Genomic DNA, 13,949 nt, shown 5'->3' with positions numbered 1-13,949 from the left:
CGTATGTCTGAGTTCGTGATCGCACCGCCGCCGGTGGCGGCCATTCCAGTTGCCGGCAGCGACGCCCGGTTTCCGGTTCGCCGGGTCTATTGCATCGGCCGCAATTACGCCGCCCACGCCGTGGAGATGGGCCACGACCCGAACAAGGAACCGCCGTTCTTCTTCCAGAAGAATCCGGACAACCTCGACAGTTCCGGCCAGTTTCCCTATCCGGTGAAGTCCTCCGACGTGCACCACGAAGTCGAAATGGTCGTCGCCCTGAAGTCCGGCGGCACCAACATCCCGCTTAACCGGGCGCTCGACCATGTCTGGGGCTACGGCGTAGGCCTCGACATGACCCGCCGCGACCTGCAGGGCATCGCCAAGGACATGGGCCGCCCGTGGGAAATCGGCAAGGCCTTCGAACGCTCCGCACCCGTCGGTCCGCTCGTGCCCGCCGACAAGACCGGTCATCTCGACCACGGCGCGGTCACGCTCCATGTCAACGGGGCCTTGAAGCAGGAAGGGGACCTCAACCAGATGATCTGGAAGGTGCCCGAGATGATCTCCTATCTGTCCGATTATTTCGAGCTGGCAGCCGGCGACATCATCATGTCCGGCACACCGTCCGGCGTCGGCCCGGTGGTGAAGGGCGACAGGCTCGAAGCCCGCATCGAGGGCCTGGACCCGCTGGTGGTCACGGTCGTCTGATTGCTATTGCGAAACATTCCGCGGTCGCGTTCGTCTTTAGAGGTGAACGCGACCGCAGGTGTGTCGATCTCCCGAAAATGAATTCGCCGGCCGGACATCCGTCCCGGGGCGCCACGCACGAGCCGCCGTCGGCGATGCGCGCGACCGTCTGCCGATTGAACGATGAGGGCGGTCCGGGTACATTGCGATCGTTCTAAAAAAGCCGGCGATAGAATGGCTCTTCATAAGGACAGGCACACCTGTGCCCGGACCAGCAGGACGTCGGCACCGCCCGGTGTCCTCTCCCCAAGCCGATCGACAAGCAGACCCGCATGATCCCGTTCACGTCCCAGGTTCTCGATGTCATCCATCAATACGGTGCGCCCGGTGTGTTCGCCGTTGTCGGTCTGGAAGCGCTGGGCCTGCCCGTTCCCGGCGAAACGGCGATCATCGCTGCCGCCGCTGCGGCCGGCGCCGGAGGACTGAACATCTATCTTGTCGGCGTTGCGGCCATTCTCGGCGCCATTCTGGGCGACAACATCGGGTACCTGATCGGCTGGCGTTACGGCCGGGTCTTCATCGAAAGGCACGGTGCGAAGTTCGGCGTCTCGCAGGAAAAATACGCGAAGGCCGAACGGCTTGCGGAACGTTACGGGTTCGCGATGGTGCTGTTTGCCAGGTTCGTCGTCCTCCTGCGCCAGTTGAACGGTCTGGTGGCCGGCTCGACGGGCATGCACTGGGCGGTGTTTTTCCTGGCGAACGCCATCGGCGCCGTACTCTGGGTGGGCACCTGGGCGACCATCGCCTATGTCTTCGGAGAGTCGGTCGCCGGCCTGGCCCTGCCCTGGATATTGCATCATCTGGTCTATGTCGGCGGCGCGGCCGTCTTTCTCGCCATCCTGGCCTTGCTGGTTTTCGGCCGGGACAGATGGCTGCATGTCTTCCGCAGAAAGCGTTGATCTTCTCAGGCGTCAGTGGGCCATCTGCGCGGAGGTCTGGTGTGCGGGCTTGTGCATGACAAGCAGCAGCGGCAGCAGGACCAGGGCGGCCCAGCCGAGCCAGTTGAAGATGCGGGCGTAGGACATCATGGCTGCCTGGCGGGAGATTTCCGCCGAGAGCACCGCAGCACCCTTCGCAGATTGCACGGAAAGACCGAGCGGGGCGAGGTAGGCCCGTGCCGCTTCGGAGTACGGCGTGACATGTTGCGTGAGCAGGGATGTGTCCGTCGCAATCCCGCGAACGATCATGGCACCGGCAACGGCGATGCCGATCGACGATCCCAGCTGCCGGGTCACGCCGTAGAGGCCGGATGCCTCGTCCTGACGGTCGGACCCGATACCGTCGAATGCGAGGGTCGACAAAGGAACGAAGACCAGTCCCATACCCAGCCCCGATGTGAGGCCAGGCCATGCCAGCTGCCAGAAACTCGCATTCAGATTGAGAGAGGCCATCTGGAAATTGCCCCAGGCGGTCAGTCCGAGGCCGGCCGCGCCGAGCAGCCTGGAATCAATGCGGTTGACCAGAACAGCACCCGTCACGACCATGGAAAAACCGGCGGCCAGTCCACGCGGAATGAAAAGATAGCCGGCTTCAAGAACCGGATATCCCAGGAGATCCTGAACGAAGAGCGGCAGGATCGCGATCGCGCCGAACATGGAGACGGCAAAGCCTGCGATGATCGCGTTGCCGGCCGCGAAATTGCGGTCGGAAAACAATGTCAGGTCGATGATGTTGTGCTTTTCGGTGATGCCGCGCGCAAGGAACAACACGCCGCTGATCAGCGACGCAAGTGCCGCGACCTGAATCACACGGGAGGCCAGCCAATCCTTGGTTGTTCCCTGGTCGAGAACGAATTGCAGCGCACCGATGCTGATGGCCATCAGGACGAGCCCTGTCCAGTCGATCCTGACCGGCTCGGGCTTGTCCTTCGGCAGCTCGCCGGCAAGCAGGAGCAGGGCGAACGCGGCGATCGGAAGATTGACGAAAAACACCATGCGCCAGGAATAATAGTCGGTCAGCAGGGCGCCGATCGTCGGTCCCAGTACCGGAGCCACCACCACCCCGAGCCCGAACATGGCCATGGCCTGTCCCCGTTTTTCCTTCGGGAAGGTATCGAACAGGATCGATTGCGATAACGGGATGAGGAACGCGCCGAACAGGCCCTGGGCCGTCCGGAAAGCGGCCATGACGCCAAGACCCCAGGAGAGCCCGCACAGGACCGAAAATACCGCGAAACCGGTGATGGCACCCAGGATCAGCCGCCGCCGGCCAAGCCTCTTTGCCATGAAGCCGGTCAGCGGCATGATGACGACCGCCGAGACGATATAGCTGGTCAGCACCCAGGTCGCCTGATCGGTGGTGGCGCCGAAGGCCGATTGAATATGAGGCAGGGCGACGTTGACGATCGTGCTGTCGAGAACCTCCAGCATGGCACTCAGGACGACGGCGACCACGATGGTGAGCCGCTGAGCGGCAGGCTCTTCGGCGATCGAGGCGGTGGTGCTCACTTTGCGTCTGCCGTGGTGTCGACCGTGACACTGGAACTGGCGCCGACGCGCAGCCCCGGGTCGGGCTTGTCCAGCGCGATCCGGACGGGGAAGCGCTGCGTGACCTTGACCCAGTTGCCGCTGGCGTTTTCCGCAGGCAGCAGCGAGAAGGTCGATCCCGATCCCCGGCCGATGGAGGCGACATGCCCCTTCAGAGTAACGCCGGGGAGCATGTCGACGGATATGGTGGCGGGTTGCCCGGGGCGAATGCGCGGCAGGTCGGTTTCCTTGAAATTGGCGTCGATCCACCAGTGCGAGGCGTCGACCAGCGCAAACAGCGGTTCGTGCGCCGTGACCGAACTGCCGGGCCGAAGACGGATGTTGGATACCCATCCGTCGGCTGGGGCGGTGATCTTTGTATGGGCGAGATTGTACTCCGCCATGCGGTAGGCGGCTCCGTCGGAAACGATTGCGTCCTTGTTGGCGGTTGCAGCGTCTCGTGCCTGTTGAAGCTGGGCCCGGGCCGTGTCGCGCGCGGTATCCGCCTGCGCCGCCGCCGTTTTCGCCTGGTCCAGGGCCGCCTGGGCGACATCGCCGCTTTCGAACAGCGCGCGAATTCTGGTCAACTGGGCATGAGCGGTCTCTGCGGCCGTCGAGGTGCTTTTCACCGCCGCCTTCGCCGCTTTCGCCTTCCGGTCAAGGCCGGCTTGCTGGTCCTTCGCGATCTCAAGCTGCGCCTGTGCCTCGGTCGCAGCGTTCCGGTAGATCTCGTCGTCCAGTTCGAACAACGGATCGCCCTGGGCAACCTTCTGGTTCTCTGTAACGTAGACCTTTGAAACCAGGCCCGTGACTTCCGCGGATATGTCCACGATATGCGCGCGCACATAGGCGTCCTGTGTCGACGGATACAGGGTGGAATACCACCAATATCCCCAAAGCCCGCCGCCCGCCGCAATCAGCACGACGGCGGCGATGCCGAACTTCCATTTCTTCATGGCCGTGATCTCAAGGGTTCGGGACGCGCACTGATAAACAAGGATGGAACGGAGCCGCCGGTTTCGATGGGTCTTTGGTTTACACGGCGGGCGTTACGTCATCCCCGCCAGATGCGGAAACAGTCCGATCAGACCGAACAGGATCAGATAGGCCGCGACCACGTAGTTCAGGACGCGTGGAACGAACAGGATGATAATGCCGGCAATCAGCGCCAGCAGCGGTTGGACGAGAACGATCGTTGTCATTTCAAAACTCCTTTCTGCATTCGGGCTGGATCTGCCAAGGAGGGGCCAATACCTTTTGGTAATTTCATTAGCCGCCTAAGTAAAATACGGCATAAGGCTCTGCCAACCTCGTCAGACGACTGCCGCGCAGGTCGCATTTCCTTCTTCAGCCGTAGTTCGGACCTTTTTCGAGAAGCGGATCGGGATTGAAGTCGTGCAAGGGAACATCGTCCGTACCCCAGTAGCGTTTCAGGCTGTGTCCGTGGACATCCCGTCCGCCGCATGCCTTCAGCAGCTTCTCGATTTCCGCTTCCCGCGTCTCGTCGCGCAACCGGACCCAGACCAGCAGGCCGCCTTCGGCCAGGTGCTGCTCAAGCGTGTCCGCGTGGCGTTTGTCGATGGCATGGGCGAAGATCGCGCCGATGCCGGCCCCCGCCGCGGCGCCGGCCGCGGCGAGCACTGCGGCAATGGCAAGTGTTCCGCCGGATGCCACGACGGCGAGACCTGCGCCCGCGCCGCCGATATAAACGGGAAAACCGATGATCGCTGCCTTGCCTTCCGCCAGCTCGTGCCTGTCGAAATTGACGGTCTGGGGAACGCGGGCATCGTCTTCCAGATCCCGGACGTTCCGGTAGATGTGCCCGAGCTTTTCAACGATCGCGTCCTGGCTTGCGATCATGCTGATGTCCGCGCGATCGATGCCCGCCATTTCCACCTGCTCGACGGCGTCTTCGAATGTCTCGGCGTCATCGAAACGGGCGACCAGTTCGCGTACTTTGTAGAATGTGTCTGAGCTATCCATTTGTCTGTGCTCCTTTGTTGGCGAGGCTCGCTGATGGTGCGCGCGCACCGTCACTGCATGAACCAGCCATGACTGACGACCAGCGACTGACCGGTCAGCGCGTTCGTCGGAAAGGCTGCGAAGATGTGCGCGACCTCGGCGACGTCCTCAACGGTGGTGAATTCGTGATCGACGGTGCCGCCGAGCATGACGTTCCTGACGACCTCTTCCTCCGAAATGCCGAGTTCTTCCGCCTGCTCCGGGATCTGTTTTTCGACCAGCGGCGTTTTCACGAAACCGGGGCAGATGACGTTGGCCCGGACGCCATGCTTGGCGCCTTCCTTCGAGATCACCCGCGCAAGCCCGAGAAGACCGTGCTTGGCGGTGACGTAGGCGGACTTGAGGGGCGACGCTTCCTTGGAGTGGACCGACCCCATGAAGATGATGGAACCGGACCCTTTTTCATACATGTGCGGCAGACAGGCCTTGGAGGTGAGAAAGCCGCCGTCCAGATGGATGGACAGGAGCTTTTTCCAGTCTTCGAACGGGAAGTTCTGCAGCTCGTAAACGATCTGGATCCCCGCATTGGAGACCAGGACGTCGATGCCGCCCCACTCCGTCACGATCTTGTCGACGCCGGCGTTCACCGCTGCTTCGTCAGTCACGTCCATTTCGAGGCCCATGGCCGATCCCGGACCCATGGCGGTGAGGTCAGCCGCCGTTTTTTCCGCATCGGCGAGGCGCAGGTCGGCGATGGCGACCTTCGCGCCGCTTGCAACGAACCGTTTGGCGATCGCCGCTCCGATGCCGCGGGCCGCGCCCGTGATGATGCAGGTCTTGTCTTGCAGGTTCATGATGCACCTCATTCGGTTTGAAGATAGTCGAAGACGACGTGGCCGAGACCGAGGGTCAGATCGGTCAGCACGTGCGTTGCGGAAAGCACCTCAAGAACGGGAAGCTGGGCGACCGGCGCGAGCGCGTGCTCATGGAGTTCCAGGGCGCCGGGCCCCTCCCATGCGCCTTTGACCGTGACATCTTCCAGAGAGTACTCGACCAGTTCGCAAATGCGCGGGCCGGAGCAGTCGGCGTGCGGTATGATTTTCAACAGCCAGCTCGGCGCGGCGAGGCTTTTCAGGACCGCATCGCGATCCAGTTCCCGGTGCTTGTAGCCCATCGTGGCGCCGGCCACCTGGACGGAGCCGACATGCAGGGACCCGACCAGCGTGTCCTTTTCGACGGTCAGTTTCGGTTCCGCGAGTTTCTTCGGAAATCCCCAGATCTCGCGGCCGCCCGCGATCGGGCTGTCGTCGTTGAGAAACATCGCATGGACATACCCGCCTTCGCGTCCCTGGAACGTGACCGGGATGACCTGTCCGCTCTCGCTGTAGCTGCCGAACCCCGTGCTGTCCGGCATGCGGATGAACTCGTACTTCACGATCGGCTCTGTCACCTCCAGCGGTTCGGGAACCACCTTGCGAAGTTCCTCCGGATCGGTGCGGTAAGTGATCGTGAAGAATTCCCTGTTGTGGAACCGGTACGGGCCTTTCGGGAAACTCGGGCTCGTGAGCGGCATCGCAAAGGCGTTTCTGGTGACGGCGTCGGTTCTCATGGTCGGATCTCCAACGGGTGGGGAGGGACGCTAGCGGATGTTGTTCAGGTCAAAGACCTGGATACGGTCTTCCGAAGTCCCCCGGCCTTTCCATTTCGGGTGGGCCAGCGTTTTCCGGGCGTCGCGCAAACCCGACGACCAATGGCCTTCCATCGAGCGGCGCGAAAACTCGTAGTCCTTGGATTGGTGTTCGTGGCGGGATTGCCGGTAGATCAGATGGGCGATGGAAATACGCGGATCCGCGTTTCCCGAAATCAGCGACAGGGCGTCCGGGTCGTTTCTCAGCTCCGCCGGCAGCTTTCCGTATAGCCGCCGGGCAGCGGCGCGCGTCTGGTGCATCCGCCGCATCATGTCGGTATTGAACCGGGTCCGGCTGGAAAACCGGATATCCTTTTCGCGGGCCTCACTGGTCCACACCGATGCCGGAACCCGGCCCCGGGCGCTGAACAGGTCGATCTGGAACACGCTCAGATTTTCGTGCGGCATCCGCTCATCGAGCACGTATTGAAGCGGCGTGTTCGAGACCAGGCCGCCGTCCCAGTAGAGGGATCCGTCGATCTCGACCGGCGGAAACTCTGGTGGCAGGGCCCCGGAGGCCATGATGTGTTCGGTCCGGATTTCGATTTCCGTGTTGTCAAACCACGTCATGTTTCCGGTCTCGATATTGACAGCGCCGACGCTCAGACGGGTCTTGCCGGAATTCAGACGATCGAAATCGACGAGTTCCAGCAATGTCTCCCGCAACGGTGCAGTGTCGTAAAAGCTGATGGCGCCGTCCGCTCCCGGAGGCATCACGGCGGCAGGCGGAACCCGGAGCTTGAAGAAACCCGGCGCCCCGGTCACCGCCGTCGACGCCGCGCTCAACTCATTGACCAGGCCGCGCGGCAGGTAGCTTTCGAACTGCTCCTGGATAACGCGGGCGGAGGAAATCCGTTCCCAGAACGTGCGGATATTTTGCAGGCCTTGCGAAGGCTCGTTGCCGCACAGGATCGCCGCGTTGATCGCGCCGATGGAGATGCCTGCGACCCAGTCGATCGAACTGCCGGATTCGAAAATACCCTGGGCCGCCCCGCCCTGGTACGCGCCGAGCGCGCCACCGCCCTGCAGAACCAGCGCCACGATTTCGTCTGCCTGTCCCATGCCCGGTGTCCAATCGAAGACCGAATGGGCAGAGGCGTAACAGGGACCGGATTACGCGGAGATGGCCGGGACTTTACAAATTTGTAAGTTGCGCAGGCTCCGGCATGGGGCGTGAAGCGGAAGCTCCGCAAGGGTCTGCGTCCCGCTCTTCGGCCCGGATCGGGTCGTCAAATTTGGCGCGAGCAGGCGGTGAACCTCAAACAAGGCCTACGACGTGAGGTTGGGTGTTTTCTGATTTTGGAAAAATGGCGGACAGAGAGTCTGCTATTTTCACTTCTCATAAAATAACATAATAGCAACTATCTATTTGATAATATTGATCTTTCAATCTAATTATCTCACCATGCCTTCTCATAGAAAATCACCGAGTCCCACTTCAAAAGTGGGACTGAAAGTGGGACTGAAAGTGGGACTTAGATGGCGAGGTCATTACACAAACTGACTGCAGAACAGGTCAGTTCAATTAAGGACGCAGGGCGCTACAGTGACGGCGGCGGACTGTATCTGCGGGTTGCCGACACGGGCCTGAAACGGTGGGTACTATCTGAGGATGTAGTTTGATGAGAATTCGTCTTCCGTGACTGCACGCTGGCCGCAGCATTGCATTTTGGAGGGTCACCGTCTTTCGGTCGGATCGGCACGTTAGGCGGGATCACCTGAATACCAAGTTCAGCAAGAAGCCTCTCAGCGTCAGTGGTATCGATGATTTTCATTGCAGGCATATGCAACCTCTACTGCAGGTGCATTTTACTTATTCGTAAGCGCTCATTTCCCTGCACGTTGACGCCAGAGACTTGGCGGGACGTGTTCGAATCGGAGAGCGTCCGGTTCGATCGGGCGGTAGTTGTTTTTGGGAAGTTGAAGGGCAGCAGATCGTTGATGTCGGCGTAGCCGGTGCGCTGAGGCAATTCGGTGAGGACATGGCGTAACCAGGCTAAAGGAAGGCGCAACACTGGTTGCAGGCGGCCTCGGACGGCCGGAAAACCTGAACCGCGGCTACTATGTTCGTCCGACCGTTTTTGGCAATGTGTCCAATGACATGACAATCGCGCGCGAAGAAATTTTCGGGCCGGTGCTGTCGATTCTGCCCTACAAGGATGAAGAAGACGCCGTGGCGATCGCAAATGACACGGTCTACGGTCTGGCCGCCTATATTCAGTCTCAAAATATCCTGACGCCCGCGACGTGGCTGCGCGGATACGGGCCGGATCAGTCTATCTCAATTACCCGGACTGGGACACGATGGCACCTTTCGGCGGCTACAAGCAATCCGGTAACGGGCGCGAATATGCCGACTGGGGCATCCACGATTTCCTTGAAATCAAGGGTATCGTCGGTTACGGCGAATAAGAAACATTCCCATCGTTCCGCCGGCAGCGTGTTGCTGGCGGAACGTAAAGCGTTTGAGCAAGATGTTGACTTCCGCATGAATTTGATCTGCATTTGCACTTGTCGCTGATCCGGTCGACTTTTCATAGTCGCTTGGAATATTTGGGTTTATCAACCTCATTCCTGAATCAGTAGGAAATGGCAAACAGGGTCATTTCCGCGCGGAAACCAACAAGCAACTTGGCTGGAGATGGTGAAAGGGTCGCTCCCACCGCTTTCTGAACCTGATGTGTGGACCGGCACGGCACCTGCCGATGCCTCGGGGGCATTGAGGAGAAAGCACGCGGAAATCCATCGGGGCTCGCGGCGACGAAGTATCGGGCCGCTCGAAGAAGCCGGATATACGTCCGCAATTGCGAAACTCGAACCCGACCAGATCAGGTGTTGCAATCAGGCGGGGTCCATATACGTCCACACATGCGTTCGCGCCAGAAAACCGATCTCGCCGAGCTCTCTTCGAAAGCTCTGAAATGCGTTCTCCTTGACATTTGGTGCTACTGGGTCGCATATTTCTTGAAACGGAGATCGGCTGATGAGTGTAAAATCCTCCATATCACTGACTGAGCAGCAGGACGCATTCGCGCGTGCTCTTGTTCAAAACGGGCAATATTCCAGCCTGAGTGCCGTAGTGCAACAAGGCCTTGAGCTGCTGCGACAACGCACGGAAGCCGAGGCTGCAGAAAGAGAAGCGCTGAAGGTTTTGCTTGGGCGCCGTGTTGAAGGCCGCTTCATCTCTTCTGATGAAATGGGCGGTCAGATTGAAGCGATGATCAAGAGAAAAGTTTTAGATGTGGCGGATTGAATTTTCCGCTGAGGCCGTGCGGGATTTCGAACTCATACTGGATCATCTATTGTCGGCTTATGTGGAATTCGGTGACGAGCCTGAAGAGGCTGTGAGGCGGGCAGCGGATCGCATTCGCCATTTTCGGACTGAGATAGACCGGCTGATTGAGACGCCACATATCGGAACCGTTCGTTCGGACATCTATCCTGGAATTCGGTTCTTGCGGCGCGATAAGGCGGCGATTTGGTTTTCCCCGGTCGATGATACGCAAACGATACGTGTCGCAGCTATTTTCTTCGGGGGGCAAGACCATATACGACATATGCTGGCGCGGCTGCTGGAAGCACGACAATAAGCCTAATTGCTTCCACCAGGCCAGTCTTCTTCGCACGGTCGAGGAGGTTCTTGACGGAAGAGGGTGACCACTTTGTGCTGCCGCGCCGTGTGCGTTCATGAGGGGCCGCAAGTCGGAAGGCGATTTCCCGCAAGGTGAGCTCCGGATTCGATGAATGAGCTAATGGGATGAACTGCCTTCCCACCGAGACGCAGCTATTGTTGCGCATATCCTTGGGATTGATCTGGGAAAGACGGTCTGCAGTCTTGCGGGATTTGATGGCAGCGGCGCTGTCATTTTCCGTAAACGCCTCCAACGGTTCCGACTGCTGGGTTTTCTGGCGGAGTTACCGGCCTGTATTTCAACTATTTTCATGCTTCATATAATAACATAATATCAATTATCTATTTGAATATATTGGATTATTAGAAACTGCGTTGCAATATGTCATCTCATCGATATTCACCGTGTCCTACTTCAAAAGTGGGACTGAAATGGCGAGAGGATTGCACAAGCTGACCGCAAAACAGGTCAGTTCTATCAAGGCTGCTGGACGCTATAGTGATGGCGGTGGACTGTATCTGCGGGTTGCCGACACGGTAGCGCTTCCCAGCTTGAGCTCGGCCGGATCGATCGGAACTGCATCCGAATTGCCAAGATAGCTTTTACCGTAGACGAAGCGTCCGACCGGGACACCAGCCTTGTCTGGCGCTAGCACAAAGCGCCCTGCCGTTACGAACGCGCTCGTGCGCGCGCCCCAAAGCGTCGATCATCGACTAGCATGGTCAACTGTCCATCGCAAAATTTCCGAAAGAAACGGATGAATACAGCATGGACACCTGGGAGGAGATCGCGCTTCGGCTTGCCGAGCGTGCCGGGATCAACACGCCCAGGCACGAACTCATCGAGGTCGCCGGCAAAGCGGTGCTCCTATCGCAGCGTTTTGACAGGGAAGGTAACACGTGAATTCCGTTCCTTTCCGCTATGGCTATGACCGGTTCGAGAGACGGGGAGCGCGGCAGTTACCCTGAGATCGTTGATGCTTTGGCAGAGCAAGGCGCACGGGCAAAGACCGATGCCGCTGAGCTCTATAGGCGCGTCGCCTTCAGTGTTCTGATCTCCAACGTGGATGACCATCTCCGTAATCATGGGTTCCTATAGGCTGGAAAGGTGGGCTGGACGCTCTCGCCGGCCTACGACTTAAATCCAACGCCAGTCGATCTCAAGGCCCGCGTCCTCACCAACAATATCGACCTCTATGAAGGCACGTGTTCTGTCGAGTTGCTCGAAAGCGCTTCAGAATATTTCGGTCTCGGGCTTAAAGATGCTCGCGTGATCATTAAGGAAGTCGCTGTAGCGACTTCCACCTGGCGAGAAACGGCAAAAGAAATCAGCGCACGCGCCGCCGAGATCAATCGAATGGCCATTGCTTTTGAACATGATGATCAAAGCAAGGCCTTCAAGTTCTGAAGGGGAGGGCCAGAATTGGGCACTACGGTTCTGATCAACTGAGGTGGGTAAAATTCATCATTTATCGTTGCGCGTGGAATGATTGAAACTGACGGTGTTTGTGCGCTGCTATGATGTAATCACTTACCATCGGCGGGGCGCATGATCCGAACACCTAGTCCGCCACCATTCTCTGATATAAATTCAATGCCCGCATTCGTTAGGGCGTGAACAATTTTCGCCGCTGTATCCGGGCGCCCACCAAGAAGACCTTCATCAGCCTCGAGGCGAGCGATTGTTGGCTCTGAGACGGTTGAATGGGCGGCCAAGTCTCCTTGAGACCATCCGAGTAATGCCCTAGCAGCCTTGACCTGCCGAATTGTAACAGCCGGGCCGCGATTTGATAGATTTTCTATTGACATTCGCACCGTTCAAATTGATATTTTTTCTATCAAATTTAATGCGCGTACTCACCTTAAGTGGGACCGTGCACTTAGAACGGCTGACTAGAGTGCGGCAACACTCCAGCCAGCCTAACCACTACCCAAGCTGTAAGGAGCTCGGATCATGGCTGATTCTGAGATTAGCACGAGTCTGTCTACCGTCACGCGTCGCATGTTGCTAGCCGGGACCACATTGGTAACAGTAGCATGGACAATCAATCCCTTTGGCAGGTCGCCGACAAATAGAAGCAGTCCGGATGTCGCGTTGCAGCTCTGGTCCGAGTGGAATGCGGCCTACCTCCACACCTCGAAACTTTGCTGCAAGCAGCAGGACCTCGAAACCCAATTGATCGGGACGATCGGGTTTCCCCGCGCAGAGGCCTATCTGACGGAAGAGGACAGACACGTCTCTCTCCATTCGCATGAGCAGATTGAAGAGATTTTCCGCGATGATCCATCTAAGGACGCGATCCGGGCAGTTGCGGAAAATGAGTTGGAGGCACACCAAGAACGCTGGGATGTCGCGGATAGAGAATTGGGGTATTCCGTTGCCAAACACGCGGAAGAAGCAGCGTCTCTCCGGGAACAGGAAGTGTTTGATGCTCTGATGAAAACACCTGCGACGTCTCTTGCCGGCGTGGCGGGGAAGCTCGATGCTATCCTGCGCGAGGGGGAAAGTTCGCCTGACTGTTCGGACTTCCCGTGGCCGGTCATTCGTTCGGCTCTAGTCGACCTTGTGCGTGTCGCTCAACAGATTCAGCCAGGTAGCTTTATACCCGGTTACGACCGGATTGGGACGTTGTCGGAAACATCTGACAACAGCGGCAGTCGATAATGGCCCCACATCGTCCCGCAGGGTACATAAGAGATGTAAGGATATCTGGGACTTTGACCGATGCTTGTTCTGAAAATGGGCGCTCAGGCTTCACAGTAAATCAGAACAAGTAAGTTCGTCGGACTAAGGGTCTGCTATTTTCATTTCTCATAGAGTAACATACTGTCATCTATCTATATGATAATATTTACTTATTTGAAGATAGCTCGCATCATCCCATCTCGTGAAAAATTACTGTATCGCACTTCAAAAGTGGGACTGAACGTGGGACTGAAATGGCGAGAGGATTGCACAAGCTGACCGCAAAACAGGTCAGTTCTATCAAGGCTGCGGGACGCTATAGTGATGGCGGTGGACTGTATCTGCGGGTTACCGACACGGGCCTGAAACGCTGGGTGCTCCGATACAAGCCACCAAAAAGCCGGAAGACCCGCGAGATGGGCCTGGGAGCGGCACACCAGGGCGGCGTGTCGCTGCGGGAAGCCAGAGAGCTTGCCAAAGCAGCACGCGACGAACTCAAGCAGGGGCGCGATCCTCTGAAGGAAAAGAAAGAGGTTGACCTGACCATCAGGGACGTTCCCGCTTTCGGACCATTTGCGGATGAATTTGTGAACGGACAGGCGACGGCTTTCCGCAATGAAAAACACATAGCTCAATGGCGGATGACACTTACGAAATACGCCTGCGGATTTCAGAAATACCGGACAGCGATTACGCTAAATCCCGGACAACCGTTTCAGTAATTCCCGGACAGTTCGGGCACGGCTGACCATCTGCCTGCGATCATGTTTCAGTTTGCATCGTTTCGGT

General features: G+C 58.4%; 15 protein-coding genes and 3 pseudogenes. 9 read left to right on the top strand and 9 right to left on the bottom strand.

Annotated elements, in window-relative coordinates:
- The first annotated feature begins 3 nt into the window (after positions 1-3).
- Together HK439_RS21885 and HK439_RS21880 are read left to right on the top strand one after the other, a co-directional pair.
- Positions 4-690, top strand: a complete 687-nt coding sequence (locus HK439_RS21885) for a fumarylacetoacetate hydrolase family protein (protein WP_190293613.1) — start codon at positions 4-6, stop codon at positions 688-690.
- 311 nt (positions 691-1,001) lie between these two features.
- Positions 1,002-1,628, top strand: coding sequence for a DedA family protein (locus HK439_RS21880; protein ID WP_190293612.1), 627 nt, complete (start codon positions 1,002-1,004; stop codon positions 1,626-1,628).
- 12 nt (positions 1,629-1,640) lie between these two features.
- Here HK439_RS21880 and HK439_RS21875 read toward each other — a convergent pair whose 3' ends face one another.
- The 7 genes from HK439_RS21875 to HK439_RS21845 all read right to left on the bottom strand — a co-directional run bounded on the left by HK439_RS21875 (position 1,641) and on the right by HK439_RS21845 (position 7,905).
- The gene (locus HK439_RS21875; RefSeq protein WP_209011989.1) at positions 1,641-3,176 is read right to left on the bottom strand and encodes a DHA2 family efflux MFS transporter permease subunit; all 1,536 of its coding nucleotides are present in this window, start codon (positions 3,174-3,176) and stop codon (positions 1,641-1,643) included.
- On the bottom strand, positions 3,173-4,150 hold the full coding sequence (locus HK439_RS21870; RefSeq protein WP_190293611.1) for an HlyD family secretion protein: 978 nt from the start codon (positions 4,148-4,150) through the stop codon (positions 3,173-3,175). The genes HK439_RS21875 and HK439_RS21870 overlap by 4 nt, the downstream gene beginning before the upstream one ends.
- Positions 4,151-4,243: 93 nt before the next feature.
- Positions 4,244-4,396: a DUF3096 domain-containing protein gene (locus tag HK439_RS21865; RefSeq protein WP_190293610.1), complete on the bottom strand. Its 153-nt coding sequence runs from the start codon at positions 4,394-4,396 to the stop codon at positions 4,244-4,246.
- A gap of 145 nt (positions 4,397-4,541) precedes the next feature.
- Complete coding sequence (locus HK439_RS21860; RefSeq protein ID WP_190293609.1) at positions 4,542-5,177, bottom strand: hypothetical protein; 636 nt, start codon at positions 5,175-5,177, stop codon at positions 4,542-4,544.
- Between the two features lie 50 nt (positions 5,178-5,227).
- Positions 5,228-6,010, bottom strand: coding sequence for a 3-hydroxybutyrate dehydrogenase (locus tag HK439_RS21855; RefSeq protein ID WP_190293608.1), 783 nt, complete (start codon positions 6,008-6,010; stop codon positions 5,228-5,230).
- A gap of 8 nt (positions 6,011-6,018) precedes the next feature.
- Complete coding sequence (locus HK439_RS21850) at positions 6,019-6,765, bottom strand: acetoacetate decarboxylase (RefSeq protein WP_190293607.1); 747 nt, start codon at positions 6,763-6,765, stop codon at positions 6,019-6,021.
- Between the two features lie 30 nt (positions 6,766-6,795).
- Positions 6,796-7,905, bottom strand: a complete 1,110-nt coding sequence (locus HK439_RS21845) for a DUF3734 domain-containing protein (RefSeq protein WP_190293606.1) — start codon at positions 7,903-7,905, stop codon at positions 6,796-6,798.
- 417 nt (positions 7,906-8,322) lie between these two features.
- On the opposite strand from HK439_RS21845, the gene HK439_RS27280 reads away from it, so the two are divergent.
- The 4 genes and pseudogenes from HK439_RS27280 to HK439_RS21825 all read left to right on the top strand — a co-directional run bounded on the left by HK439_RS27280 (position 8,323) and on the right by HK439_RS21825 (position 10,433).
- Positions 8,323-8,466: an integrase arm-type DNA-binding domain-containing protein gene (locus HK439_RS27280; protein ID WP_328804218.1), complete on the top strand. Its 144-nt coding sequence runs from the start codon at positions 8,323-8,325 to the stop codon at positions 8,464-8,466.
- Positions 8,467-8,839: 373 nt separating this feature from the next.
- A pseudogene (locus HK439_RS21835) lies at positions 8,840-9,255 on the top strand (aldehyde dehydrogenase family protein); the annotation flags it as partial.
- Between the two features lie 571 nt (positions 9,256-9,826).
- The gene (locus tag HK439_RS21830; RefSeq protein WP_190293605.1) at positions 9,827-10,096 is read left to right on the top strand and encodes a ribbon-helix-helix domain-containing protein; all 270 of its coding nucleotides are present in this window, start codon (positions 9,827-9,829) and stop codon (positions 10,094-10,096) included.
- Entirely contained in the window at positions 10,083-10,433 is a 351-nt protein-coding gene (locus HK439_RS21825; RefSeq protein ID WP_190293604.1) for a type II toxin-antitoxin system RelE/ParE family toxin, read from the top strand. The genes HK439_RS21830 and HK439_RS21825 overlap by 14 nt, the downstream gene beginning before the upstream one ends.
- On the opposite strand, the pseudogene HK439_RS26990 reads toward HK439_RS21825, so the two are convergent.
- A pseudogene (locus HK439_RS26990) lies at positions 10,366-10,590 on the bottom strand (hypothetical protein); the annotation flags it as partial. The gene HK439_RS21825 and the pseudogene HK439_RS26990 overlap by 68 nt on opposite strands.
- A 387-nt stretch (positions 10,591-10,977) precedes the next feature.
- On the opposite strand from HK439_RS26990, the pseudogene HK439_RS21820 reads away from it, so the two are divergent.
- A pseudogene (locus HK439_RS21820) lies at positions 10,978-11,882 on the top strand (type II toxin-antitoxin system HipA family toxin); the annotation flags it as partial.
- Positions 11,883-12,001: 119 nt separating this feature from the next.
- Here the strand turns inward: HK439_RS21820 and HK439_RS26985 are convergent.
- The gene (locus HK439_RS26985; protein ID WP_235988057.1) at positions 12,002-12,283 is read right to left on the bottom strand and encodes a helix-turn-helix domain-containing protein; all 282 of its coding nucleotides are present in this window, start codon (positions 12,281-12,283) and stop codon (positions 12,002-12,004) included.
- 145 nt (positions 12,284-12,428) lie between these two features.
- Here HK439_RS26985 and HK439_RS21815 point away from each other — a divergent pair, with 145 nt between their 5' ends.
- Together HK439_RS21815 and HK439_RS21810 are read left to right on the top strand one after the other, a co-directional pair.
- Positions 12,429-13,139, top strand: coding sequence for a hypothetical protein (locus HK439_RS21815; protein WP_190293603.1), 711 nt, complete (start codon positions 12,429-12,431; stop codon positions 13,137-13,139).
- A 287-nt stretch (positions 13,140-13,426) separates the two neighbouring features.
- Complete coding sequence (locus HK439_RS21810; RefSeq protein WP_190293602.1) at positions 13,427-13,882, top strand: Arm DNA-binding domain-containing protein; 456 nt, start codon at positions 13,427-13,429, stop codon at positions 13,880-13,882.
- The last annotated feature ends 67 nt before the right edge of the window (positions 13,883-13,949 follow it).

It is taken from the genome of Roseibium aggregatum (genome assembly GCF_014692675.1).
Lineage (GTDB): Bacteria > Pseudomonadota > Alphaproteobacteria > Rhizobiales > Stappiaceae > Roseibium > Roseibium aggregatum_C.
This window is presented reverse-complemented; position numbering and strand designations above follow the sequence as displayed.

Excerpts from the sequence above, each read along its gene's own strand:
- HK439_RS21885 (WP_190293613.1), top strand. The coding sequence starts at position 4 with ATGTCTGAGTTCGTGATCGCACCGCCGCCGGTGGCGGCCATTCCAGTT.
- HK439_RS21880 (WP_190293612.1), top strand. The coding sequence starts at position 1,002 with ATGATCCCGTTCACGTCCCAGGTTCTCGATGTCATCCATCAATACGGT.
- HK439_RS21870 (WP_190293611.1), bottom strand. The coding sequence starts at position 4,150 with ATGAAGAAATGGAAGTTCGGCATCGCCGCCGTCGTGCTGATTGCGGCG.
- HK439_RS21865 (WP_190293610.1), bottom strand. The coding sequence starts at position 4,396 with ATGACAACGATCGTTCTCGTCCAACCGCTGCTGGCGCTGATTGCCGGC.
- HK439_RS21860 (WP_190293609.1), bottom strand. The coding sequence starts at position 5,177 with ATGGATAGCTCAGACACATTCTACAAAGTACGCGAACTGGTCGCCCGT.
- HK439_RS21855 (WP_190293608.1), bottom strand. The coding sequence starts at position 6,010 with ATGAACCTGCAAGACAAGACCTGCATCATCACGGGCGCGGCCCGCGGC.
- HK439_RS21850 (WP_190293607.1), bottom strand. The coding sequence starts at position 6,765 with ATGAGAACCGACGCCGTCACCAGAAACGCCTTTGCGATGCCGCTCACG.
- HK439_RS21845 (WP_190293606.1), bottom strand. The coding sequence starts at position 7,905 with ATGGGACAGGCAGACGAAATCGTGGCGCTGGTTCTGCAGGGCGGTGGC.
- HK439_RS27280 (WP_328804218.1), top strand. The coding sequence starts at position 8,323 with ATGGCGAGGTCATTACACAAACTGACTGCAGAACAGGTCAGTTCAATT.
- HK439_RS21830 (WP_190293605.1), top strand. The coding sequence starts at position 9,827 with ATGAGTGTAAAATCCTCCATATCACTGACTGAGCAGCAGGACGCATTC.
- HK439_RS21825 (WP_190293604.1), top strand. The coding sequence starts at position 10,083 with ATGTGGCGGATTGAATTTTCCGCTGAGGCCGTGCGGGATTTCGAACTC.
- HK439_RS26985 (WP_235988057.1), bottom strand. The coding sequence starts at position 12,283 with ATGTCAATAGAAAATCTATCAAATCGCGGCCCGGCTGTTACAATTCGG.
- HK439_RS21815 (WP_190293603.1), top strand. The coding sequence starts at position 12,429 with ATGGCTGATTCTGAGATTAGCACGAGTCTGTCTACCGTCACGCGTCGC.